Source organism: Streptomyces sp. NPDC090077 (assembly GCF_044747545.1).
Taxonomy (GTDB): Bacteria; Actinomycetota; Actinomycetes; order Streptomycetales; family Streptomycetaceae; genus Streptomyces.
Window position 1 is genome coordinate 13576 of sequence record NZ_JBIVEG010000001.1, and the last position, 21838, is coordinate 35413.

22 protein-coding genes are annotated in these 21838 nt (G+C 74.0%); 11 read left to right on the plus strand and 11 right to left on the minus strand.

Going from position 1 to position 21838, the window contains the following annotated elements; genetic code table 11:
• Nucleotides 1-14: 14 nt before the first annotated feature.
• Nucleotides 15-1193: an alpha-hydroxy-acid oxidizing protein gene (locus ACIPW5_RS00080; protein ID WP_401238059.1), complete on the minus strand. Its 1179-nt coding sequence runs from the start codon at nucleotides 1191-1193 to the stop codon at nucleotides 15-17.
• 280 nt (nucleotides 1194-1473) lie between these two features.
• Nucleotides 1474-1899 carry an SMI1/KNR4 family protein gene (locus ACIPW5_RS00085; RefSeq protein ID WP_401238062.1) on the minus strand — a complete coding sequence of 142 codons (426 nt, stop codon included), beginning with the start codon at nucleotides 1897-1899 and terminating at the stop codon, nucleotides 1474-1476.
• A 327-nt stretch (nucleotides 1900-2226) separates the two neighbouring features.
• On the opposite strand from ACIPW5_RS00085, the gene ACIPW5_RS00090 reads away from it, so the two are divergent.
• Both ACIPW5_RS00090 and ACIPW5_RS00095 read left to right on the plus strand, forming a co-directional pair.
• On the plus strand, nucleotides 2227-2682 hold the full coding sequence (locus ACIPW5_RS00090) for a DUF6325 family protein (RefSeq protein ID WP_401238064.1): 456 nt from the start codon (nucleotides 2227-2229) through the stop codon (nucleotides 2680-2682).
• A 58-nt stretch (nucleotides 2683-2740) separates the two neighbouring features.
• On the plus strand, nucleotides 2741-3031 hold the full coding sequence (locus ACIPW5_RS00095; protein WP_401238066.1) for an SHOCT domain-containing protein: 291 nt from the start codon (nucleotides 2741-2743) through the stop codon (nucleotides 3029-3031).
• Nucleotides 3032-3084: 53 nt separating this feature from the next.
• Here ACIPW5_RS00095 and ACIPW5_RS00100 read toward each other — a convergent pair whose 3' ends face one another.
• The 5 genes from ACIPW5_RS00100 to ACIPW5_RS00120 form a co-directional block, all read right to left on the minus strand.
• Entirely contained in the window at nucleotides 3085-4044 is a 960-nt protein-coding gene (locus ACIPW5_RS00100; protein WP_401238069.1) for a hypothetical protein, read from the minus strand.
• Between the two features lie 41 nt (nucleotides 4045-4085).
• Nucleotides 4086-4490: an SHOCT domain-containing protein gene (locus ACIPW5_RS00105; protein ID WP_401238070.1), complete on the minus strand. Its 405-nt coding sequence runs from the start codon at nucleotides 4488-4490 to the stop codon at nucleotides 4086-4088.
• A gap of 144 nt (nucleotides 4491-4634) precedes the next feature.
• Entirely contained in the window at nucleotides 4635-7232 is a 2598-nt protein-coding gene (locus tag ACIPW5_RS00110) for a LuxR C-terminal-related transcriptional regulator (protein WP_401238073.1), read from the minus strand.
• A 306-nt stretch (nucleotides 7233-7538) separates the two neighbouring features.
• Entirely contained in the window at nucleotides 7539-8084 is a 546-nt protein-coding gene (locus ACIPW5_RS00115; RefSeq protein WP_401238076.1) for a TIGR00730 family Rossman fold protein, read from the minus strand.
• 91 nt (nucleotides 8085-8175) lie between these two features.
• Nucleotides 8176-9408 carry a PP2C family protein-serine/threonine phosphatase gene (locus tag ACIPW5_RS00120; protein ID WP_401238078.1) on the minus strand — a complete coding sequence of 411 codons (1233 nt, stop codon included), beginning with the start codon at nucleotides 9406-9408 and terminating at the stop codon, nucleotides 8176-8178.
• Between the two features lie 459 nt (nucleotides 9409-9867).
• On the opposite strand from ACIPW5_RS00120, the gene ACIPW5_RS00125 reads away from it, so the two are divergent.
• From ACIPW5_RS00125 to ACIPW5_RS00150, 6 genes are all read left to right on the plus strand, one after another.
• The gene (locus tag ACIPW5_RS00125) at nucleotides 9868-11235 is read left to right on the plus strand and encodes a rhodanese-like domain-containing protein (RefSeq protein WP_401238080.1); all 1368 of its coding nucleotides are present in this window, start codon (nucleotides 9868-9870) and stop codon (nucleotides 11233-11235) included.
• A gap of 27 nt (nucleotides 11236-11262) precedes the next feature.
• On the plus strand, nucleotides 11263-11622 hold the full coding sequence (locus tag ACIPW5_RS00130; protein WP_401238083.1) for a rhodanese-like domain-containing protein: 360 nt from the start codon (nucleotides 11263-11265) through the stop codon (nucleotides 11620-11622).
• Complete coding sequence (locus ACIPW5_RS00135; protein ID WP_401238085.1) at nucleotides 11619-12365, plus strand: sulfite exporter TauE/SafE family protein; 747 nt, start codon at nucleotides 11619-11621, stop codon at nucleotides 12363-12365. The genes ACIPW5_RS00130 and ACIPW5_RS00135 overlap by 4 nt, the downstream gene beginning before the upstream one ends.
• 63 nt (nucleotides 12366-12428) lie before the next feature.
• Nucleotides 12429-13001, plus strand: coding sequence for a rhodanese-like domain-containing protein (locus ACIPW5_RS00140; RefSeq protein ID WP_401238087.1), 573 nt, complete (start codon nucleotides 12429-12431; stop codon nucleotides 12999-13001).
• Between the two features lie 66 nt (nucleotides 13002-13067).
• Nucleotides 13068-13334, plus strand: a complete 267-nt coding sequence (locus ACIPW5_RS00145) for a metal-sensitive transcriptional regulator (protein ID WP_401238089.1) — start codon at nucleotides 13068-13070, stop codon at nucleotides 13332-13334.
• 261 nt (nucleotides 13335-13595) lie between these two features.
• Entirely contained in the window at nucleotides 13596-14474 is an 879-nt protein-coding gene (locus ACIPW5_RS00150; RefSeq protein WP_401238091.1) for a universal stress protein, read from the plus strand.
• Between the two features lie 75 nt (nucleotides 14475-14549).
• Here the strand turns inward: ACIPW5_RS00150 and ACIPW5_RS00155 are convergent, their stop codons facing one another.
• Nucleotides 14550-15611, minus strand: a complete 1062-nt coding sequence (locus ACIPW5_RS00155; protein ID WP_401238094.1) for an alpha/beta hydrolase family protein — start codon at nucleotides 15609-15611, stop codon at nucleotides 14550-14552.
• An 89-nt stretch (nucleotides 15612-15700) separates the two neighbouring features.
• On the opposite strand from ACIPW5_RS00155, the gene ACIPW5_RS00160 reads away from it, so the two are divergent.
• Together ACIPW5_RS00160 and ACIPW5_RS00165 are read left to right on the plus strand one after the other, a co-directional pair.
• A complete protein-coding gene (locus ACIPW5_RS00160) occupies nucleotides 15701-16321 on the plus strand; it encodes a GNAT family N-acetyltransferase (protein ID WP_401238097.1) in 621 nt (206 codons plus the stop codon).
• Entirely contained in the window at nucleotides 16318-17292 is a 975-nt protein-coding gene (locus ACIPW5_RS00165; RefSeq protein WP_401238100.1) for a PaaX family transcriptional regulator C-terminal domain-containing protein, read from the plus strand. The genes ACIPW5_RS00160 and ACIPW5_RS00165 overlap by 4 nt, the downstream gene beginning before the upstream one ends.
• On the opposite strand, the gene ACIPW5_RS00170 is transcribed toward ACIPW5_RS00165, so the two are convergent.
• Together ACIPW5_RS00170 and ACIPW5_RS00175 are read right to left on the minus strand one after the other, a co-directional pair.
• Complete coding sequence (locus ACIPW5_RS00170; RefSeq protein ID WP_401238103.1) at nucleotides 17210-18457, minus strand: M23 family metallopeptidase; 1248 nt, start codon at nucleotides 18455-18457, stop codon at nucleotides 17210-17212. The two genes, ACIPW5_RS00165 and ACIPW5_RS00170, sit on opposite strands and share 83 nt — an antisense overlap.
• A 165-nt stretch (nucleotides 18458-18622) precedes the next feature.
• Complete coding sequence (locus ACIPW5_RS00175; protein ID WP_401238106.1) at nucleotides 18623-19543, minus strand: oxidoreductase; 921 nt, start codon at nucleotides 19541-19543, stop codon at nucleotides 18623-18625.
• Between the two features lie 82 nt (nucleotides 19544-19625).
• Between ACIPW5_RS00175 and ACIPW5_RS00180 the strand changes: the two genes are divergently transcribed.
• Nucleotides 19626-20258 carry a TetR/AcrR family transcriptional regulator gene (locus ACIPW5_RS00180; RefSeq protein ID WP_401238109.1) on the plus strand — a complete coding sequence of 211 codons (633 nt, stop codon included), beginning with the start codon at nucleotides 19626-19628 and terminating at the stop codon, nucleotides 20256-20258.
• A gap of 156 nt (nucleotides 20259-20414) precedes the next feature.
• Here the strand turns inward: ACIPW5_RS00180 and ACIPW5_RS00185 are convergent, their stop codons facing one another.
• Nucleotides 20415-21773 carry an FAD-dependent oxidoreductase gene (locus ACIPW5_RS00185; RefSeq protein WP_401238112.1) on the minus strand — a complete coding sequence of 453 codons (1359 nt, stop codon included), beginning with the start codon at nucleotides 21771-21773 and terminating at the stop codon, nucleotides 20415-20417.
• Nucleotides 21774-21838 lie beyond the last annotated feature (65 nt).

Genomic DNA, 21838 nt, shown 5'->3' on the forward strand with positions numbered 1-21838 from the left:
GGGCTCGCGGCCGGTCAGAGCTTGCGGATCGCGCCTTCGGTGCGCAGGTCCGCGAGGGCCGGGTAGCCGTCGACGGCCATGATCAGGTCGGCCTCGGCGAGCAGCGAGCGCAGCACGTGCACGATGCCGTCGACTCCGCCGACCGCCAGGCCGTAGGCGTACGGGCGGCCCACGCCCACCGCCGTGGCGCCCAGCGCGAGGGCCTTGACGACGTCGGCGCCGGAGCGGATGCCGGAGTCGAACAGGACGGGCAGGCCGTCGGCGGCCTCGACGACGCCGGGCAGGGCCTCCAGGGCGGGGAGGCCGCCGTTGGCCTGGCGGCCGCCGTGGTTGGAGCAGTAGACGGCGTCCACGCCGCCGTCCCTGGCGCGCCGGGTGTCCTCCGGGGAGCAGATGCCTTTGAGGATGATCGGCAGCTGGGTGAGGGACCTGAGCCAGGGCAGGTCTTCCCAGGTCAGCGGGTTACCGAAGATGCCGACCCACTCCCCCACGACGGCGCGCGGATCCTCCTCGGGGGCCTTGGCCAGGCGGGCCCGGAACACCGGGTCGGAGGTGTAGTTGGCCAGTGCGTGGCCGCGCAGCTGCGGGAAGTTGCTCGCGGCGAGGTCGCGTGGACGCCAACCGGTCAGCCAGGTGTCCAGGGTCACCACGATGCCCTTGAACCCGGCGGCCTCAGCCCGGTGCACGAGGCTCTGGGCGAGCGCCCGGTCGGTGGGGGTGTACAGCTGGAAGAAGCCGGGGGTGTCGCCGAACTCGGCGGCGACCTGCTCCATCGGGTCGACGGTCAGGGTGGAGGCGACCATCGGCACACCGGTCCTCGCCGCCGCGCGGGCCGTCGCCAGGTCGCCGTGCCCGTCCTGCGCGCACAGCCCTATCACCCCGACCGGCGCCATGAAGAGCGGTGACGGCAGCTTCAGCCCGAAGAGTTCGACGCTCGTGTCCCGCTTGGTGGCACCGACCATCATCCGCGGCATCAGGCCGTACCGCTCGAACGCGGTGACGTTCGCCCGCTGGGTGAACTCGTCCCCGGCCCCGCCGGCCACGTAGGAGAGCACGGCGGGCGGCAGCGTCGCCCGGGCCCTCCTCTCCAGTTCGGCGAAGTCCATCGGCATGGTGGGGAGCACGCCGGAGAGCCCGTCGAGGTAGATCTCGTTCTGGAAGTCCCCGTACTGGCCCTCGGAGTTCGTGTCCACCCTGATCGCCGTCCTTCCGCTCCGCGTCCGCCCCGGGACCGTCCCGGGGCGACACCTCCCACCGTGCCAACCCTGACGCGCGACGGCCATGTCCTCGGGACCAGCGGACGTGAGTCTGGGTTTGTCGCGGCGGACAGGTACGGGCTTGGAGACGCCGGACCAGGGGGCGGGCTGCCGCAGTGTCGGGTGGGGGGTGGCCACCAGGAGCACCCGGTCCTCCAGCGGCCACGACCTCGTCCCATCGTGGCTCTGTGGCTCTGTGGCTCTGTGAACCGAGTGGTCAGAGCTGGATCTGTCCCGTCAGCCACCACTCGAGGTACTTGGCCAGGCTCGGTGCCACCCAGGTACGGCTGTCGTCCTCGTGGTTCCAGACGAAGACGTCGGGTCGCCGCAGGCGGGGTAGGAGGGCAAACAGGTCACCGTTGCCGGCGTCCGCGAAGAAGAGCAGCGGATCGAACGGCATGTAGAGGGTGGCGAGCTCATCGTCATCGCGAAGGGTCCGGTTCTCGGAGGCGATCCGGTCGGCAGACCAGATGAGTCCGTCTCCGTACTCGCCTTCGATGCCGTCGCTCTCACGGAGCATCGAAACCAGGTCCGCCGGCAGCGGATGGCCGAGGGACGAAGCGCAGCGGAGCAGCGCGGACTCCGACACCGGGGGCCGGAAGACCGTGGGCCCCGGCAGAGCTTCGACGAGTTCGATCCACACGGTTGATCCGACCTCCATGAGACGCTCGGGCGATCGAGCCAGTATGGAATCCCTACCGGCGTGAGCCGACGCCGGCCACGGGGCGGGCAACCCACGCATCGCGTGGACCAGCCGATGCCGAACCTGTCGCCGCTCGTCGTCTCGACGCCCATACGGGCGCTCCTTTTCCGTGTCGCGCGGAGGCGTCTGGCCGGTTGAACGCTGGTGCGGGTCCGTACCCCGCGCCTCACCCGCCAGGGGTGATCCCCCGCCCCCGCGCCGTGTCTACGCTCGTGGCCGTGTGAGGGGCCCCGGACCCGTTCCGGCCTTGAGACAGGAGTGGACGACGTGACCACAGAGACCACCGACCCGGCTCACGAACTGGGTCCCATCGACTACCTGGTCGTCGAGTTCCCCGGCAGCCACCTGACAGGTGAGGGGATGCCCTTGCTGGTCGACCTCGTCGACCGCGGCATCATCCGGATTCTCGACCTGGCCTTCTTCACGAAGGACGAGACCGGCACGGTGCGCGGTCTGGAACTCGCCGATGTGACGGGCGACGGCCAGCCCGACCTCACCGTCTTCGAAGGGGTCTCCTCGGGGCTGCTCGGCGACGACGAGATCACCGAGGCCGGGTCCCTGCTCAAGCCGGGGGATTCCGCCGCCGTGCTCCTTTACGAGAACCTGTGGGCCGCGCCCCTGGCCGCAGCTCTGCGCCGCGCCGACGCCAGAATGATCGCGAGCGGGCGCGTGCCGGTCCAGGACATGCTCGATGCGCTCGATGCGCTCGAGAACGCCGGCTGATGTCCTCTCCTTCTTCCTTCCCCCATTTCCCCGTCCGCCCCGACCAAGGCAGGCAACCATGCCCGGACTCCTTCGCGGCATCGCACGTACCGCCGTCGTCGCCGGAACGGCCACGGCCGTATCCAACCGTGTCAGCCGCCGCCAGGCGGGCCGCTGGGCCCAGCAGACCGAAGCCCAGGACCCCGCGCAGGCTCCCCCGGCTCAGCAGCAACCGCCGCCCCCCGCCCCCGCCGCTGTCGGCATGGACGACAAGATCGGCCAGCTCAAGGAGCTCGCGGAGCTCAAGGATCAGGGCATCCTCAGCGAGGAGGAGTTCGCCGCGCAGAAGGCGCGCATCCTCAGCAGCTGACCACGTGGTCCACCGCGGGCCGGCCGCGGCAGCCGTAGGCGGCCGCGGCCGGTTCAGTCCGAGCGGCGCCGGCGCCGGCGGTGGTGCCACAGCGCGCCCGCCAGCACGGACGAGACGATCAGGACGATGCCCACCACCGGCCACACGCTCCCGGCCATCCGGACGTCGAAGAGATGGACGGAGAACACCAGGAGGAGGGGAAGCAGCACGAATGCCACGGCCCGGGCGGCCGCGGCCAGCATGCCGGGGTCCAGTCGGGGAGCCGCGCCGCGCGACGGCGCCGGCAGCGGGGTTTCGGTGAGGTAGTACGTCGCGGCCCGGTCCAGCACCTGGCGGGTCGCCCGGCGGTACGACAGCGCCATGTAGGGCAGCCACACCAGGGGGGCCACCGTGCCCACCAGGAAAGTCACGCCCAGGAGGGCCCAGCGGCCCAGCATGACGAGGCGGTCCCGCACGCCGGGGCGGTCGCCCGCACGGCGTGGCGGCATCAGCCCGAGGAGTTTGGCCATGCGCAGGACCAGCGAGGCCAGTACGGGGAACCGGCGGCGGCGCGGGCCGTCGTCACGCGGCTCGGGGCTTGGGCGGTCGCCCCCCTCATCCGCCCGCAGGGCCCGCTCCGCGGTGTCCGCGTCCGGGTAGACCCCCTGGAGCACCAGGAGTTCGGCAGCCCGCCTCGGCGCCGTCGGATCGTGTCCGGCGAGCGCGGCCAGCTCCAGCATCGTGCGGGCCTGGCTCAGGAGCGCCGTGCAGAACGCGACCGGGATGAAGACGAGGAAGGGGCCTCCGACGAAGGCCCCCTCGCTGACCGTCCTGCGGATGCCGCGCTCGACGGCTTCGGCACCGAGCGAGGCGGTGTCCGCGCCGGGCCGGTCGGCCCGCAGCCGGGCCACGCTGCGTGCGGCACGCGGTCCGGCGTGTCGCAGCGCGAAGTCCGCGAGCAGTTCGGGCAGCCGCTCCGGCCGGCGGACAGCGGCGCGCAGGAGGGCTTCGGGCGCTCCCTCGGGAGTGGCCACCGCGGTGCTCCGTTCTTCCCGCCCGGTACGCACCGTCGCCCTCAGTGGGACGCGAGGACCTTCGACTTGGCCTGCTCGTACTCGGCGGGCGTGATGTCACCGTGGTCGCGCAGTGCGGCCAGGCTGGCCAGCTCCGAGCCCGTCGTCGGCGCGGACGGAGCGCTCGCGGCCGCCTGCCGCACGTAGGACTGGAAGGCCTGCTCCTGCTCACGCACCTGCTTCAGGTCGCGTTCGCCCATGCCGCGGCCGCGGGCGAGGAGGTACACGAAGACGCCCAGGAAGGGGAGGAGGCAGACGAAGGCGGTCCAGCCGGCCTTCCCCCAGCCGCTCAGGTCGTCATCCCGGAAGATGTCCGAGACGATCTTGAAGAGCAGGAAGAACCACATGACCCACAGGAAGAAGTAGAGCATCGTGAGGAACGCGTCGAGCAGTGGATAGTCGTTCATGTCGGCCTCCGTCGGGCCGTCGGGCCGCCTCCCCGAGGCCGGGGCGGCATCTGCGTGTGCCCGTCCAGCCTCCCCCGTTCACCGGCCGTCCGCATCACCCGCTCCGGGTGGAACGTCCCGCATGCCGGCCGGATGCCAGGGGGGTCAGAGCATGTGCAGGTCGTGGGCGCGCTCGACGGCGTCGCGCCGACGGGAGACGCACAGCTTCCGGTAGATGCCGCGCAGGTGGGTCTTGACGGTGTTCACGGACACGTGCAGCTCGGCGGCGACCTCCTCCGTGGACATCATGCGCGCCACCTGCTGGAGGACCTCCCGCTCACGGCGGCTCAGCTCCTCCACCACCCGGTGGTCGGCCTGGGGGTGCGGGGAGGCCAGCCACGCGTAGGAGGCGCTGTGCCCGTTGAGGCGGCCCGCCAGGTATGGCACCCAGGGGCCCGTCTCCCTGAACGGCCGCCTGAGCCCTTCGGGGCGGGCGAGGTCGAGGGCCTCCACGAGCAGGGTGCGGGCCGTGTCCTCGCGGCCGTCGAGGAGCGCCCGATGGGCGCGCAGCAGGACGAGGCGGACCCGGTCGGGCAGGGTCACCGCGTCGGACCTCTCCGTGGCCTCGATCAGCTCCAGCGCCTGGGCGGGACGGTCGGCGGCGGCGCGGACCTGCGCGAGGGCCACGGTGTACGAGGGCGGGCCTTCGTCCGCCGGGATCCGTTCCAGGGCGGCGGCCGCCGCGCCGACGTCGCCCCTGGCCAGGGCCGCGGTGGCACAGGCGACGACGAGGCGCACGGCCGGCCCGGCCGGGTACGCGGCCGCCTCCGCGAGGTGGCCGTCGAGGTGACTGCGGGCGGCGTCCCACCGGCCCCGGGCGAGCTCCAGCTGCGCACGGAGCACCGACCGCTCGATCAGGAGGTCGGAGTCGCCGAGTACGTCGTGGAGCAGCTCGGCGCGGTCCAGCTGCACGGCCGCCTCTCCGAGTTCCTCCCGTTCGACGGCGACTGCGGCGAGCGCCAGGCCGGCGGCGCCGGAGCGCTGGGAATCGGGGATGCCGTGCAGGTCGGCGAAGGCCAGCGAGGCCTCGCCGTGCTGCTGCGCGAGGTTCAGGGCCCCTGCCAGGGCGTCGGCCAGGGCCAGCCGTCCGAGACACCGGTGGCGCAGCAGTACCGTGGCGTCGCCGGAACAGGCCCGGACCGCCCGTTCCAGGCCGTCGCGGGCGGACTGCAGGCGGCCGCCCCGCAGCCAGGCGCACGCCTGGCCGTAGAGGCACAGGGGTCCTATCTCGGGGTGCCGCTCTCTCTCCTCGGCCGGAAGCCGCGCCAGCAGCGCGGTGACCCGGTGGGCCTCCTCGTCGGCCGGGCCGGGGGCGGACAGCAGACGCAGGAGGGCGGCCGTGAGGAGGTCGGCCGGTTCGGCCTCCGGTCCTGTGGTCCACTCCTGCGCGCGGGCGAGCCGGGCACGGCAGCCCTCGACGTCCCGGCGGGCCAAGCAGCAGGCGGCGGCCACCAGGGGCGCTCTGGCACCGGGGGTGTCCTCGGGCATGCGGGAGAAGGTGTCGGCCGACGGGAACGCGGCGGAGCCCGCGAGGATGGGGGCGACCAGCAGGTGCCGGACGGTCTGGTCGGCGGCGAAGCCCCAGTCTCCTCCCGCGGTGGCCTCGTCCACCGCCTCGGCGCTGTGGCCCCGTTCCGCGTACCAGCGGGCGGCGCGGCGGTGCAGCAGCGGCTCCAGCCCGGGCTGCCCGCTGCGCAGGTGGGCGCGAAGGACCTCGGCGAACAGCGGGTGGTAGCGGTACCACCGGGTGCCGGGGAGCGGTTCCACGAACGCGTGGCGGCGGGCCAGGTCCTGGAGGATGCGGCCCGAGTCGGCCCGCCCGGTCAGGGCCGCGGCGAGGTCGGGGTGCACGTGGTTCAGGATGCCCGTGCGCAGGAGCAGCTCCCGGGCCGGGCCCGGCTGGGCGGCGAGCACCTCGGTGAGGAGGTAGTCGGACACCGCCTGCTCGGACGCGGTGAGGGAGCCGGCGAAGGCGGCGGGGTCCCCGGAGCGTGCCATGGCCAGGGCGCACAGGCGCAGGCCGGCGGCCCAGCCCTGGGTCTGCTCCAGGAAGAGGTCCACGAGGTGGTCCTCGGGTGCGGGCCCCCGGCCGCGCAGCAGTTGCGCCGCCTCGCTCCGGGTGAACGCCAGGTCGTGCTCCCGGATTTCCTGGAGGCGGCCCTCCGCACGGTAGCGGTGCAGCGGCAACAACGGTTCCTCCCGGCTGATGAGGACCAGCCGCAGGGCCGGGCCGGCGTGGTCCGAGAGGAAGCGCAGCCCGTTGTGTACGGCGTCGCCCCGGGCCTTCTCGAGGCCGTCCACGACCAGCACGAGGGGGTTGGGTGCGCCTTCGAGCGCGAAGGCGAGGCGGGTCAGCATCGAGCGGTCGGCGCCGTCCGCGCGGACGGGCGCGTCGAGGACGTCCCCGGCCAGCTCCCCGGAGCGCCGGAACCCTTCGACGACGTAGGCCCAGAAGGCGCCCGGGGTGTCGTCCTCGTCGAGCGTCAGCCAGACCAGCGGGCCGGGCGCCGAGGCGGACCAGGCCCAGGAGGCGGCCAGCGCGGTCTTCCCGGCACCGGGCGCTCCGGTGATCAGTGTCAGTGGTCCCTCGGTGCCCCGGGTGAGCCGGTTCAGCAGCCGCCGGCGGCGCACCAGGCCCGGGACCTGGAGAGGGACGGAGAGTTTGGCAGCGAGCAAGGGATCGCCGGGCAAGGGCACGGTCATCAGGTCATACCCCCGGTGGAGCGGCTGAGCACGGCCGGGCCGCTCGGCTCGGCCCTCTTGTCCGTACCCGTTCCCCGCCGCTGAAGCCGCTGCGGGTGGTGGCGGGGCCCCTAGGACTGCCCTTCCATGGTCACGTCCCGCCGCCTTGATCGCACGCCGCGCGCATCGCCCGGCGCGGGAGGGGCCCGGTGCGGTCGGGGCCGGGGTCGGGGTCGCACGACCCTGCTGACGGCGGCACTCTGCCGACCGGTCGCCCGGCACGGCATCCCGTGCCGGGCGTCGGACCGCGCCGGGCGGTCCGCCGGATCAGGCGCTCGTGACGGTGCGTTCCAGGACGGCGAGCGCGGCGGCGGGTTCGTCGACGACGGACACCAGCTCGGCCAGTGGGATCGGGAGGAAGCCCTCGTCCTCCATGCGGCGCAGTTGCTCGCGGAGGCCGTCGTAGAAGCCGGCCGTGTTCAGCAGGACGACCGGCTTCCCGGTCCTGCGGTGCTTCCTCAGCTCCAGGATCTCGGTGGCCTCGTCGAGCGTTCCCATGCCGCCCACCATGATCACGAACGCGTCGGCCCTCTCCATGAGCATCGCCTTCCGCTCGGCGAGACTGCCGGTGACGACCATCTCGTCGGGCGCGGAGACCGGTCGTGCCTTGGCCGCCAGGAAGTCGACGGAGACGCCGCAGAGCCTTCCGCCCGCGCCGCTGACCCCGTCCGCGACGACCTTCATCAGGCCGGTGTCGGAGCCGCCCCAGACGAGGGTGTGGCCGGCCTTGCCGAGCAGTTCGGCGAAGCGGCGGGCGGGCTCGGTGTAGCGCACGTCGAGATCGGCGGCGGAGAGGAAGACGCAAACGTTCACGGCACCACGGTAGGCGTTCGTGCAGGCGCCCCGGCACCCGCCCTCGACCGGCAGAGGGTTCCCGGTCGTGAGGGCGCGCGCCGCGGGCCGGTCACAGCCGCATGACGATCAGGGCGGTGTCGTCGGTGAGTCCTGCCGCGGGGATCAGGTCGGCCAGGAGGGCGTCGCCGAGGGTGTCGGGGTCGTCGGTGCGGTGCCGGGCCAAGGAGTCCGCGAGGCGGGCGAGGCCGGTGTCGATGTCCTCGCGGCGGCGTTCGACGAGCCCGTCCGTGTAGAGGAGGAGGACGCTGCCGTCGGTGAACGCGGTCCGGGCCTGGGGGCGGGAAACGTGTTCGGGGCGGGCGCCGAGCGGGGGGTCGGTGGCCTGGTCGAGGAAGGTGACGGTGCCGTCGGGATGGCACAGGGCCGGCGGGGGGTGGCCGGCGCTGCTGTAGGTGAGGACGCGGGTCTCCCAGTCGATGAAGACGGACGCCGCGGTGGTGGATTCGGCGCCGTCCACGAAGCGCGCGTACAGGCCGAGCACTTCCAGGGCCTGTGCGGGGCCGGTGGCGACGCGGGAGGCCGCGGACAGGGCGCTGCGCAGCTGGCCCATGACCCCGGCGGCGCGCAGGCCGTGGCCCACGACGTCGCCGACCGCGACGGCGGTGCGGCCGCTGCCGGGCAGGTCGACGAGGTCGTACCAGTCGCCGCATACGTTCAGCGCCCCCATCGCAGGCCGGTAGCGCACGGCGGCGCGGTGGTGGCCGAGGGGGCGGGGGGCGGGGAGCATGGCCTCCTGGAGGTGGAGGGCGACGGCCCGCTCACGGGCGTGGGCCTTGCGCAGGCGTTCGTTGAGCTCCTGCAGCTCCCGGGCCCGGGTGTAGAGCTCGGCCTCCAGGACCCGGGCCCGGTCACCGCCCGTCCGACCGCCGCGGGCGCGGATGAGTTCGGTGACCTCTTCCACGCGGTGCAGCAGGAGGGCCACGGTGCCGTCGGGGGCGAGGACGGGGACGTTGACCGGGCTCCAGTACCGCTCCTCCCACACCCCTGGCCTTTGGGGATCTTCCACGTCGTAGCGCTGGAGCGCCATCGTGTCGGGCTCCCCGTCGGCCACCACCCGGCGCAGCGAGGCGTACAGGTTGCGCATGCCGGTCGCGGCGGGATCGCCGGGGTTGTCGGGGAAGACGTCGAACAGGAAACGGCCGATGAGCTGGTCACGGCTGCGCCCGGACAGGGCCACGAACGCCTCGTTGACGTCCGCGTACACCAATTCCGGCGTCAGCAGCGCCACACCGGCGGGAAGGGCCTGGAAGACGGCCTGGTAGTCGATGCCGGGTCCGGTCACGGTTCCACCTGCCACGCGCCTGCGGCCCCCGTGGGTCACGGCTGTCTCCACCATGACACGCGCACGGTCCGTGGGCCCGTCGCGGTCCGCCGGACTGGACCATTCGGCCGCGAAGAGGCCGGCGCGCCGCTCCCGGGCGGGGTGACCACGAGGTGCACCGCGGCCCGGGTGCGTTCGAGCGGGTCAGCCGTCGGCCGCCTTGGTGCGGGGCGGTGCCCCGGGGCGCGGCGGGCGTCCCCGCCCCTGCCCACCGGCTTGTTCCCGTGAGCAGCCAGGACCCTTTGGGTGGTGATGGCGGGACCGCTTGTCTCGTCGTCCGGGGCTGCTGTCACTGTCGCGCGACCGGCGGTGGCGCTGTGCCGCCCGGCGCCGGCAGCAGCGCTCGAAAATACCCCGGGGGGTACCCGTGCTACGCTCGAAATATACCCCCGGGGGTACATGCCAACCGAAAGGATCACCGTGTTCTTCATCGATACGATCGGCACCGAGGGCCTCGGAAACCGCAGCTACCTCGCGGGTGGCGCCGGAACGGCCGTCGTGGTGGACCCGCCCCGCGACATCGACCGGGTCCTGGCGGCAGCGGCCGCGCGCGAGGTGCGGATCACGCACGTGGTGGAGACCCACGTCCACAACGACTACGTCACCGGCGGCCTGGAGCTCGCCCGGATCACCGGCGCCTCCTACCTCGTACCCGCCGCCGCCCGCGTCGCCTTCGCCCGCACCCCGGTCGCCGACGGCGACGTGGTGGACGTGGACGAAGGGGTCGTCCTGCGGGCGATGGCCACCCCCGGCCACACCCCGCACCACACCTCCTACGTCCTGGAGGACGGGGGGTCGGTGGTCGCGGTGTTCACCGGCGGGTCGCTGCTGATCGGCTCGGTGGGCCGCCCCGACCTGGTCGAGCCGAGGCTGACCGAGCGGCTGGCCCGCGCCCAGCACGCGTCCGCGCACCGGCTGGCCGCCGAGCTCCCGGACGAGACGCCGGTGCTGCCCACCCACGGGTTCGGAAGCTTCTGCTCCTCCTCGCAGTCCGAGGGCGGCGCCACCACCATCGGCAAGGAGAAGGCGGGCAACGACGCCCTGGTCAAGGACGTGGACTCCTTCGTCACCGCCCTGCTGGCGGGCCTGGAGGACGTTCCCGCCTACTACGCCCACATGGGCCCGGTCAACACCGCGGGCCCCGCACCGATCGACCTGACCGCGCCCCCGCGGGCCGATGCCGCCGACATCGCCGAACGCCTCGCCTCCGGCGAGTGGGTGGTGGACCTGCGCAACCGGATCGCGTTCTCCGAGGGCCACGTCGCCGGCTCGTTCAACTTCGAAGCCGACGGCAAGATCGCCACCTACCTCGCCTGGATGATCCCCTGGGGCAAGCCCGTGACCCTCCTCGCCGAATCCCCTGACCAGCTCGCCGCCGCCCAGCGCGAACTGGCGCGCGTCGGCATCGACCGGCCCGCCGCCGCCGCGACCGGCGGAGTCCACGACTGGCTCCCCGCCGGCGTCACCCCGCGCTCCTTCCCCCGCGCCACCTTCGCCGACCTCGCGGCCCGGGCTCCCGGCCCGGACGTGCTCCTCGACGTGCGCCGGGACTCCGAACGCGCGACGGGCTGGATCGAGGGCTCCGTGCACATCCCCGTCCACCAGCTGCACCGCCGCCTGGCCGAGGTACCCGCCGGAACGGTGTGGGTGCACTGCGCGGGCGGCATGCGCGCGGGCATTGCCGCCTCCCTCCTGGACGCCGCGGGCCGCGACGTCGTGGCCGTCGACGACTCCTTCGACGCGGCGACCGACGCCGGACTGCCCCTCACCGCGGGCACCGGCAGCTGAACCGCCTCCCACCGGATGGAAAGACACATGCCCCTCTTCCGACGCGGCACCGCCCGCCTCACCCCCGACCAGGCCCACCGCCGCACCACCGACGGTGACGGCCTCCTCGTCGACGTGCGCGAGCGGGCCGAATGGAACGCCGGTCACGCCCCCGGCGCCGTCCACCTGCCGCTCTCCCTGCTCGTCACCGGTGCCGGCCTGCCGACGGCCGCCCGGGGCCGGCCCCTGGTGGTGATCTGCCGGTCCGGACAGCGCTCCCGACGGGCCGCCGAGCTGCTGGCCGGGCGCGGAGCCCGGGCCGTCGACGTCAGGGGCGGCATGAGCGCCTGGGCGTCGGCCGGGCTGCCCGTCGTCGACGAACGCGGAAGGCCCGGCCGGATAGCGTGAGCACCCTCGTTCTCGCCCTCGCCGCCGGGGCCGTCATCGGCCTGGCCCTCGGGGCACTCGGCGGCGGTGGCAGCGTCCTGACCGTCCCCGCCCTGATCTACCTCGCCGGCTTCACCCCGGCCGCCGCCACCACGGCCTCGCTGATCATCGTCACCGCCACTTCGGCGACCGCCCTGTACGCCCACGCCACTGCGGGAAACGTCCGCTGGAGGACGGGGGCCCTGTTCGGCGCCGCCGGGATCCCGCCCGCCATCGGCGCGGGCACCCTGGCCGCCCGCGTCCCCGAGGCGGTGCTGACCGCCGCGTTCGCCGTGATCGCGGCCCTCGCGGCCCTCGTGATGCTCCGCCCCTCCCGTTCCGGCCGCCGACCCACACCGGTCGGGCCGGCGCGGGCCGCGGGTGCCGGTGCCGGGCTCGGCGCGGTGACCGGCTTCCTCGGTGTCGGCGGCGGCTTCCTCGCCGTCCCCGCCCTCACCTCCGTCCTCGGACTGCGCATGCGCGCCGCCGTGGGCACCAGCCTCCTGGTCATCACGGTGAACTCGCTCGCCGCGCTCGTGGCCCGCACCGGCACCCACGTACCACTGGCCTGGGAGGTCATCGCCCCCTTCACGGGGGCCGCGATCCTCGGAGCCCGGGACGGCAAGCACCTCGCCGCCAAGCTCTCCGGCCCCACCCTCCAGCGGATCTTCGCGCTCGCGCTGCTGGGCGTCGCCGCCTTCATGCTCACTGACGCCATCCGCTGACCCTGCCGCCCCTCTCCCCCAGGGGCGTCCGCGCCCCCTGAAACGAAGGACTGAACCCGCCCCATGGCCACTCCCCCCGCCCTCGACACCGCCCAGGCCCGTACCCGCCTGCACGAACTGATCGTCCTGGACGTCCGCACCCCCGGCGAATACGCCGCCGGCCATCTCCCCGGCGCGCTCAACATTCCCCTCGACCACCTCGAAGAGGCCCTCCCCGACATACGGCACGCGGCCCGGAAGGGCGAACTCCTCCTCGTATGTGCCTCGGGGAGCCGTTCGGAGAAGGCCTGCCGCACCCTCGCGGGCCACGGCATCACCGCCGCCACCCTCTCCGGCGGCGCGGCGGCCTGGACCGCCGCCGGCCACGACCTCCACCGCGCGCACCGCACCCGCCGCGAGGCCTGGCCGATGGAACGCCAGGTCCGCCTCACCGCGGGCACCGTCGTCCTGACCGGCCTCGCGCTGGGCCGCCTCCGGCCCGCGTTCCGCCTCACCTCCGCGGGCATCGCCGGCGGCCTGGTCTATTCCGCCCTCACCGACACCTGCGGCATGGCCGCCCTCCTCGCCAGGCTCCCCCACAACCGCCCGCGCCAGGGAGACCTCGACGCCGCCCGCTCCGCCCTCCGGGCAGCCTGACCCCCACCCGAGGCCATACCCCCTGGGGTACCATGGCGGAAAGCGCACGAGGCCGGGAGGCAAGCGGTGAAGGTCGACGACGACGCGGTCAAGTCAGTCCTCAACCGGCTGCGCCGTGCCCAGGGGCAGCTCGCCGGCGTCATCGCCATGATCGAGGCCGGCCGCGACTGCAAGGACGTGGTCACCCAGCTCGCCGCCGTCTCCAAGGCCCTGGACCGGGCCGGGTTCAAGATCGTCGCCAGCGGAATGCGCCAGTGCATGACCGAAGCCGACCCGGAGCAGGCTCCGATGACCGAGGCGGAACTCGAGAAGCTCTTCCTCGCCCTCGCCTGACCCGCCTCCCCGGACCGAGGAGGGCTCGGCGGAAGCCGCCGCGTCCGTGCCGGTCATCGGTCATCACTCCTTCGGCGGCCCGGAGCCCGCTCCGCTCCGCCGCGCCCATGACCGGCACGGCGGGCGCCGGGCGGCCGCCGCGCACCCGGCACAGCGGCCCCCGGCCGGTTCGCGGGGTTCCGGGGGTGCCACCAGCATGGGGGTGTCACCCCGTCCCGGCGCGACGCCGGCGGTGGCCACCGGTACCGGGAGGTTGCCAGGATGGAGTTGCCGCTCACCGTCGGAATCGACGGCTCCGAGCCGGGTTTCCGGGCGCTGGACTGGGCCGTGGACGAGGCGGCCGTGCACGGGCTCCGGCTGCGGGTGGTGTACGCCTCCCGCTGGGAGCGGTACGAGCTCTCCGCGGGCCCCTGGGGGCAGCAGGCGGGTGACCAGGCCGGCCGTGACGCCGTTCGCGACGGCCTCCGGCGCGCAGCGAGGCGCAACCCAGACGTCGAGGTCGAGACCGAGGTCGTCGCCGAGGATCCCGTCCAGGCACTGGTGCAGGAGAGCCTCGCGTCATGGGCACTGGTCACCGGTGCACGCGGCCACGGCGGATTCGCCGGGCTCCTGCTGGGCTCGGTCGGCCTCGCGCTCGCCGCCCGCGCCCTGTGCCCGGTCGTCGTCGTCCGCGGTGACGAACCCAGTGCCGGTCACGACGGGGTCCTGCTGGGGGTGTCCGACACTCCGGGAGGTCCCGAGGCCGTACGGTTCGCGTTGCGTGAGGCCGCCGCGCGCGACTGCCGTCTGGAGGCGGTTCGCGCCTGGCGCTGCCCCGCCGACGCTCCGACCCCCCATCCGACCCTGGCCGACGGGGTCTGCCTCTACCACCAGGCCCGGGCGGACACCCTCCTCGACGAGGCCCTCACCGGGCCGCTCCGCGAATATCCCGTGGTCAGCCCGGTCCGTACCCTCGTGGAGGGCCCCGCGCACCGTGCGCTGCAGGAACGTACCGCCACGGCTGCCCTCGTGGTGATCGGCGCCCGCCGCCATCCCGGCCGTCCGGGGCTCCAGCTCGGCCGCGCCGCCCGTGTGCTGCTGCATCACGCCCGCTGCCCCGTCGCCCTCGTGCCCTGGGTCGTGGGAGGTGCCCGGGAGTGAGGCGCCCGGACGGGAACGCGGTGCGGACGCCTTGGACGAGAGCCGCGGCTCCCTGTCCCGTCGTGGGCCGGGTGGTCATCGTGTCGCTTCCGGCGTGTCGAGGGCGGCCAGGAACTTCCGCTGGTCTTCGAGGAAGCCGTCGGCGAACAGGGCCCTCGGCGCGCACAGCGCGGTCAGGGTGAGGCGGAGCGCGGAGTTCTCGACCTCGTGTCTGACCAGGCCGTGGGTGGCGTCCGGGTAGTGGGCGACGCGCAGCGCGGGCCCCGGCAGGAGCCGGCGGTAGGCGGCCTCGGTGTCGGCGGTGTCCACGTTCACGTCGTGTCCGGCGAGCACCAGCAGCACGGGCGTGCGGCGCAGCGCGGGCAGGTCCGCGCTCGCGTCGGCGGTGTGGTTCCTGGAGACGAACCGCCAGCGGGCGGCCGTCATGCCCTGCGGATCGCCCACGGCTCGGACGTACTCCTCGTAGGAGGCTCCACGCCCGAGCAGTTCCAGGCCTGTCTCGCGGCGGCGCAGGGCGGCGGTGACTTCGGCCTCGGAGGCGCCGTCGCGGCGCAGTTCGGCGAGGAGGTTGTACCGGCCCTGCCGGTGCCAGTTGACGGCGGGTGAAACGGCGATGACGAAGCGGATGCGCGGGTCCTTGGCGGCGATCTTGGGCAGGACCCAGCCCGCCTGGCTGGCACCCCACAGCCCTATGGCGCCGCCGTCGATGTCCGGCCGCTGCCGGGCCCAGGCGATGGCGTCAGCGGCCTCCGCCGCCCTGTCGTCCATCGACTGGTCGAGCCAGTCTCCGGGCGCGCCTCCCACGCCCGGCTTGTTCCAGGACAGCGAGGCGTAGCCGGCGCGGGCGAAGGCTTCCCAGATCGGCCGGTAGAAGGTGTCGTGCGTGGCGTCGACCGGACCGTCGCCGTGCACGAAGACCACCAGCGGGAAGGGCCCCTTCCGCTGCTCCGGCAGGGCCAGAACGCCCTTCAGGGTTCGGCCGTCCCGGCGTACCGTCACCGCCTCCTCGCGCAGGTCATAGGCGTTCTGCCAGGCCACCAGACCGCCCAGGCCCGCCGCCGTGACCGCGAGTGCGGCCAGCGTCGCGAGCACGGCCCGCACCATCCGGCGGCGGCGTGTGCCGCTTCTCGGTGCCATCTGCCCCTCCAGCCATTAACTATCGAATGCACAACGCTCGTTTCCGATTCGACCGTACTATGCTCGTACGTGGAACGCGAGGAGGAATCATGGACTCTGCGGCCGTCATCCGTCGCGGCGTGCCCCGGCGGGCCGAAGAGCGGGTCGCCGAGCTGTACTGGGAGGCCTTCGGCCGCAAGCTCGGCGCCGCCCTGGGCCCGCCCGAGCACGGCCGCGCCTTCATCGCCCGCCACCTCCACCCGGACCGCGCCGCCGTCGCCCTCGCCCCCGGCGGCGACCGGGTCGTGGGGGTCGCCGGCTACCGGCTCGACGGTCGGGGCCTGACCGGCGGCGGGGTGCGCGACGTGCTCTCCGGCTACGGCCTCTTCCGCGGCCTGCCCCGGCTCGCGGTACTGGCGCTGCTCGAACGCACACCCGAGCCGGGCGAACTGGTCATGGACGGCATCGCCGTCGACCCCGCCCACCGGGGCACCGGCATCGGCGGAGCGCTGCTGACCGAGATCGCGGCCATCGCGGCCGAACACGGCTGCTCACGCGTCCGCCTGGACGTCATCGACGCCAACCCCCGCGCCCGTGCCCTGTACGAACGGCAGGGCTTCACCGCCGTACGCACCGAGCAGACCCCCTACCTCAAGCGCCTCATGGGATTCGGCGCGGTGACCACCATGCACCGCGCCGTCCAGGGCACCGGCAAGGAGCAGCAACCATGACCAGCAGGCCTCCGGCCACCCCCGCGACCGAGTCCACCGCCCCGGAAATCGGTACCCGGACCCTGGTGTTCGCCCTCGTGCGCGAGGACGGCACGGTCGACGCGGGCGAGCTGTACGCCGTCGCCGAGGCGCTCGGCATGACCGACCAGCAGGTCCGGCTGTGCGTGAAGCGGCTGGTCGGCGAGGGCCGGTTCACCCAGGAGGGCCGTGGCCGCAAGGCCCGGCTGCACGCGAGCGCCGATCCCACCGGCTCCATCGCCCCGGACGCGGAGTACGTCCGCCACGCCTACCGGCAGGACCAGGGCCTCGCCCCGTGGGACGGGACCTGGCACCTGTTCGCCTTCGCCGTGCCCGAGACCGCCCGGCAGGCCCGGGACGCACTGCGCGACACACTGCTCCGCCTCGGCGCGGCCCCCCTCCAGGGCGGCCTCTACGTCAGCGCCAACCCCATCGGCGACATCGTCGAAGCGCACGCCCGCCACCTGGAGGTGCTGCCCTCCCTCTCCCGCTTCAGCACCCGCGACCTGCGGGTCGGGGACGAGGACGCCCCGGACCGCCTGGCCGCCCTGCTCTGGCCGCTCCGGCAGATCGCGGACCGCCACGAGGCGCTCGCCGACCTCGCCTCGGACCGGCTGGCCCGGATCTCCGGCCCGGACCGCCCCACGGACACGGAACGCCTGACCTGCACGATCGAGCTGGCCGCGGCCTTCACGGCCGCCATGGAACCCGACCCCCTGCTGCCCCCCGAGCTGCTCCCCCGGCCCTGGCCCGGCACCCGTGCCCGGATCATGGCCGCGCGGTGCTGGGAGGCCCTCGCCGCCGGGTCCGACCAGGGCCACGGCCGACTACGCCTCTTCCGCCTCTACGAGGACGCCGTGCGCACTCTTCCTACGGGGTCGGGGGGAACCGCAGGACGTCCAGGTAGAGCGGCATCTCCCGCGTCCGGTCCCGGGCTCCGCGGGGCGGTGTGACGGTGATGCTCCCCGAGCCGGAGGCGAGGGCGTCGTCGAAGGCGGTCGGGGTGACCGTTCCCTCCAGTGCGAACGACGAGAAGACGAAGGGCAGTCCTTCGGAGGTGAACGGACTCGTCGCGCTCATGACTTCGAAGTGGAGGTGCGGGGCGTCGCTGTTCCCCGAGCTGCCGAGGGCGCCGAGGACCTCGCCGGCCTTGACCGTGCTGCCCGCGAGGACCCGGGTGGAGCCCGGCTTGAGGTGGGCGTAGAGGACGTACTCGCCGGACGCGAGCTGCTGCACCACGTTGTTCCCGGTGTACTGGGCGAGGGGCATGTCGGGGGTGGCGGAGCCCGGCTTCTTGTCCGGGTACTCGTCCGTCACCGAGACGATCCGTCCGTCGGCGGCGGCGCGTACCGGGGTTCCGTAGTAGGGGTAGCTGCCGACCTGGTCGGGCGGGCCGTCGAAGAGGACCGTGCCGTGGTCGAGCCGGACGAAGTCGATGGCGAAGCGTTCCCCGAAGCGGGCGCGCCCGTCGACGGGTGAGGCCGCCGACCGGTGGGCCGTGATCGTCGCGCAGCAGCCGTTCGCGTCCAGCCAGCCGCCGCCCGCGAGCGGCGGCCTCAGCACGACCGGGCGGCGGTCGGGGACGCCGAGCGGGGCCACGTACTCGGTGATGGCCTTGGGGATGATGCCGAGCGCCTCGGGATAGGTGACCGACACGGCATGGGCGAGGGTGATCGGGAAGGCCGTACCGGCGGGTACCAGGACGTCCAGCCAGACCCTGCCCTGCCGGCCGGGCTGCAGGACCATGTCCCGGGCGGGCTGCTCGGCCGGAGCCCCCGAAGGGCGGAAGACCCGCAGGAGCCGGGCACCGCTCAGCTCCTCCAGCGTTCCCTCCCCCGCCGTGACCCGGACTGCGGTGAGGGTGGCGGGCAGGGTGGACATGTTGGTCAGTTCGAGCTCGTAGACCAGGTGGGTCCGGCCGTCCGTCGCTTTGACGGGCAGCGGGACGGTGGTCGGCGCGACGGTCACCGGGGTGATCTGGTCCGTCCGGGCGACCGCCGGACGGGCGACCGGGGATCCGGCGGGGGTCACGGGTGCCCGTCCTGTCGCCGGTGGCGTCGCGAGGAGGGCTGCCAGCAGCCCGGAGGTGGTGACGGCAAAGAACGCTCGTGTCCGCATGGCGCACCTCCCTGCGCCCCGGTCGGCGCCCGCCGCGGAGAACCGCCGGCGCTCGCCCGCCAGGGTGTTCCAGGGTGTCACCGAAGTCGCGGGCGGGCATCCCGGCCGGCCGCCCTGCGGGGTCCGGTGTCCCGGCGGGCGGGTGCGTCTTCGGGTCAGCTCGGGTCAGCGCCGTCCGCTGCCCGCCTGCGGCGGGGCGAACCGGACCCCGGTGAGTTCCTCGGAGAGGTTCCAGAGCCTGCGCGCCCGCGCGTCGTCGAGGGCGTGCTCGCTGCGGCGCGCGGGTGCCGGGTGGCCGCGCAGCTCGCCGCGGCCGTCCGGGCCGGTGTAGCTGTCGCCGGGCAGCGACTGGGTCGCGGCGTACAGGGAGGGCAGTGCGCCCATGCTGTCGGGCTGGGCGACCAGGCGGTTGGCGACGGCCATCATCAGGCGCTGGCCCGCTCCGGCCGTCCGCCCCTGGAGGCTGGTGGCGGCGTAGCCGGGGTGGGCGGCGTGCGCGGTCACGCGGGAACCGGCCGCCGTCAGCCGCTTCTGGAGCTCACGGGTGAAGAGCAGGTTGGCCAGCTTGGACTGCTGGTAGGCCCGCCAGGGGCTGTAGGAGCGTTCGGAGCCGATGTCGTCGAAGTCGATGTCCACGCCGGGTCTGCGGTGGGCGTTGGAGGCCACGGTGACGATCCGGTCGGTGATGTGCGGGAGCAGGAGGTTGGTGAGGGCGAAGGGACCGAGGTGGTTGGTGGCGAGCTGCATCTCGAACCCGTCGGCGCTGCGGGCCTCGGGGACGGCCATGATGCCGGCGTTGTTGACGAGGACGTCCAGGGGGCGGTCCCAGGCGTCGGCGAAGGCGCGGACGGAGGCGAGGCTCGACAGGTCCAGTCGGCGCACCTCGGTGCTGCCGGGCAGGGTCGAGGCCACGTCCCGGCCCCGCGCGGTGTCGCGGACGGCGAGGACCACATGGGCCCCCGCACGGGCCAGCTCCCTGGCCGTGACGGTGCCGAGGCCACTGGTGGCGCCGGTGACGATGACGGTCCTGCCGGTCAGCGGGGGAAGGTCCGCGGCGGTCCATCGGGTGCGGTTCGGTGTGCTCATGCCTCCAAGCTGGCACCCCGCCCTCCATGTTGTCAATGGAAACATTGTTTCCATTGGAAACTTCTTGGCGTACGCTGACCCCATGCAGGAGCAGAGCTACCACCACGGCAACCTCAGGACGGCCCTGCTCGAAGAGGCGGAACGCTCGGTCATCGCGCACGGTGCCGCCGCGCTGTCCCTGCGGGAGATCGCCCGGGCCATCGGCGTCAGCCATACCGCGCCGCGGCGGCACTTCGCCGACCGGACCGCCCTGCTGGACGCCGTGGCACAACGGGGCTTCGACACCCTCGGGCTGCGGCTCGCCGAGGCGATCTCGGCCGCCGAGCCCGCCTTCGAGGCGCGGCTGCGGGCCCTCGCCCACACGTACGTCGACTTCACGGAAGGCCGGATGCCGCTCGTCGAGCTGATGTACGCGAGCAAGCACGGGTCCGAAACCATGGCGGCGCCCGCCGCCGCACGCGCCGCGTACGCGGTGCCGTACGCCGTCATCGAGGAGGCCGCCCGCGCCGGCCAGCTCGCGGACCACCTCGGCCCGCAGGCCGCGGCCCGCCTGGTCTTCGCGGCGGTCCACGGACTCGCCGTCCTGCTCAGTACCGGCATGATCGCCTCCGACGACACGCCGGACGTCGTGAACGCCTCGGTCGACGGCCTCCTGGGAGGCCTGAGCTCCACGGAACGCCGCATCGCCCGGCCCTCCCGAGCGCGCCCGGAGTAGCGCGCGGGCAACGGGGCCGGGATCGCGGGCGGGAGCCCGCCCTGCCGACCGGCGAGGACCGGCTCCCACGGGCCTCGGACGGCCGTGGCACCTGCCCGGACGCAAGCCCTCCGGCCGGCGCCGGGCCTTCCGCTCCGGTTTCGGTGTCCGGCGCCGTCAGCAGCCGCCGGAGAGAACCGCGGCGGGGGCGCCGATGGTGAGCGCGGCCGGCGCCGCGCAGCAGCCGCCACCGTTGTCCTGCTCCGTGGTGGCGGGCTGGTCGAAGAGGCCCGCGCCGCCGCAGACTCCGGTCTCCGGGAGGGTGAGTTCGACGCGCTCGGCGGCCTCGTGGTCGCCGGCGAGGTGGGCGGCGATCGAGCGGACCTGCTCGTAGCCGGTCATGGCCAGGAACGTCGGGGCGCGGCCGTAGGACTTCATGCCGACGAGGTAGAGGTCCTTCTCGGGGTGGGAGAGCTCGGCCTGGCCGTGGGGGTAGACGGTGCCGCAGGAGTGCTGGTTGGGGTCGATCAGCGGGGCCAGGGCGAGCGGTGCCTGCAGGCGTTCGTCCAGGTTCAGGCGGAGCTCGTCCAGGAAGGACAGGTCGGGGCGGAAGCCGGTCAGCACGATGACCTCGTCCACCGCGTCCAGGCGGCGGCCGTCCTCGCCCACCAGGACCGGGCGGCCGCCCTCGGCTCGCTCGACGGCCTCGGTGCGGAAGCCGGTGACGGCGTCGGCGTACCCGTTGTCGACGGCGGCCTTGGCGGCGAGGCCGAGGGCGCCGCGGGCGGGGAGCTGGTCGGCTTCGCCGCCGCCGAAGGTGGAACCGGAGATGCCGCGGCGCAGGATCCAGGTGGCGTGGGTGCCGGCCCCGTCGTCGGCCTTGGCGAGGTCCGAGAGGTAGGCGAGGGCGGTGAAGGCGGAGGCGCCGGAGCCGATGACGGCGGTGCGCTTGCCCGCGTACCGGGCCCGGACCGCGGGGACGGTGAGGTCGGGGACGCGGTAGGCGATCCGGTCGGCCGCCGCCTTCTCACCGAGGGCGGCGAGGCCGCCGGCGCCGGCGGGGCCCGGGGTGGACCAGGTTCCGGAGGCGTCGATCACCGCGCGGGCGAACAGACGCTCCTCCCGGCCGTCGTGGGTCTCGATGTGGACGGTGAAGGGCTGTACGTCGCGGTCGGCGTCGACGGTCCGGTCCCGGCCGGCACGGGAGACGCCGGTGACGCGCGCCCGGTACCGGACACGGTCGCCCAGGGCATCGGCGAGGGGCTGGAGGTAGAGGGCGGCCCAGTCCCCACCGGTCGGGTAGGACGCCTGGGCGGGCCTGACCCAGCCGGTGGGGGCCAGGAGCTTCTCGGCGGCCGGGTCCACGACCTCGCCCCAGGTGGAGAACAGGCGCACGTGCGCCCACTCGCGGGTGGCCGTTCCCGCATGCGGGCCGGCCTCGAGGACGAGGAACTCCAGGCCCCGCTCGTGGAGGTGTGCGGCGGCGGCCAGGCCGACGGGGCCGGCCCCGATCACGACGACGGGCAGCTCGTTCATGACGGCTTCCTCCGTGTTTCGATGTTTGTCGATGTCTTGCGCGATCAGCATGGCGCCTGCTTCGA

Bases quoted from the DNA above. Each gene is read 5' to 3' on its own strand.
- ACIPW5_RS00095 (WP_401238066.1), top strand. From the start codon at position 2,741: ATGCCCGGACTCCTTCGCGGCATCGCACGTACCGCCGTCGTCGCCGGA.
- ACIPW5_RS00105 (WP_401238070.1), bottom strand. From the start codon at position 4,490: ATGAACGACTATCCACTGCTCGACGCGTTCCTCACGATGCTCTACTTC.
- ACIPW5_RS00110 (WP_401238073.1), bottom strand. From the start codon at position 7,232: ATGACCGTGCCCTTGCCCGGCGATCCCTTGCTCGCTGCCAAACTCTCC.
- ACIPW5_RS00130 (WP_401238083.1), top strand. From the start codon at position 11,263: ATGCCCCTCTTCCGACGCGGCACCGCCCGCCTCACCCCCGACCAGGCC.
- ACIPW5_RS00140 (WP_401238087.1), top strand. From the start codon at position 12,429: ATGGCCACTCCCCCCGCCCTCGACACCGCCCAGGCCCGTACCCGCCTG.
- ACIPW5_RS00150 (WP_401238091.1), top strand. From the start codon at position 13,596: ATGGAGTTGCCGCTCACCGTCGGAATCGACGGCTCCGAGCCGGGTTTC.
- ACIPW5_RS00155 (WP_401238094.1), bottom strand. From the start codon at position 15,611: ATGGCACCGAGAAGCGGCACACGCCGCCGCCGGATGGTGCGGGCCGTG.
- ACIPW5_RS00160 (WP_401238097.1), top strand. From the start codon at position 15,701: ATGGACTCTGCGGCCGTCATCCGTCGCGGCGTGCCCCGGCGGGCCGAA.
- ACIPW5_RS00165 (WP_401238100.1), top strand. From the start codon at position 16,318: ATGACCAGCAGGCCTCCGGCCACCCCCGCGACCGAGTCCACCGCCCCG.
- ACIPW5_RS00170 (WP_401238103.1), bottom strand. From the start codon at position 18,457: ATGCGGACACGAGCGTTCTTTGCCGTCACCACCTCCGGGCTGCTGGCA.
- ACIPW5_RS00175 (WP_401238106.1), bottom strand. From the start codon at position 19,543: ATGAGCACACCGAACCGCACCCGATGGACCGCCGCGGACCTTCCCCCG.
- ACIPW5_RS00180 (WP_401238109.1), top strand. From the start codon at position 19,626: ATGCAGGAGCAGAGCTACCACCACGGCAACCTCAGGACGGCCCTGCTC.
- ACIPW5_RS00185 (WP_401238112.1), bottom strand. From the start codon at position 21,773: ATGAACGAGCTGCCCGTCGTCGTGATCGGGGCCGGCCCCGTCGGCCTG.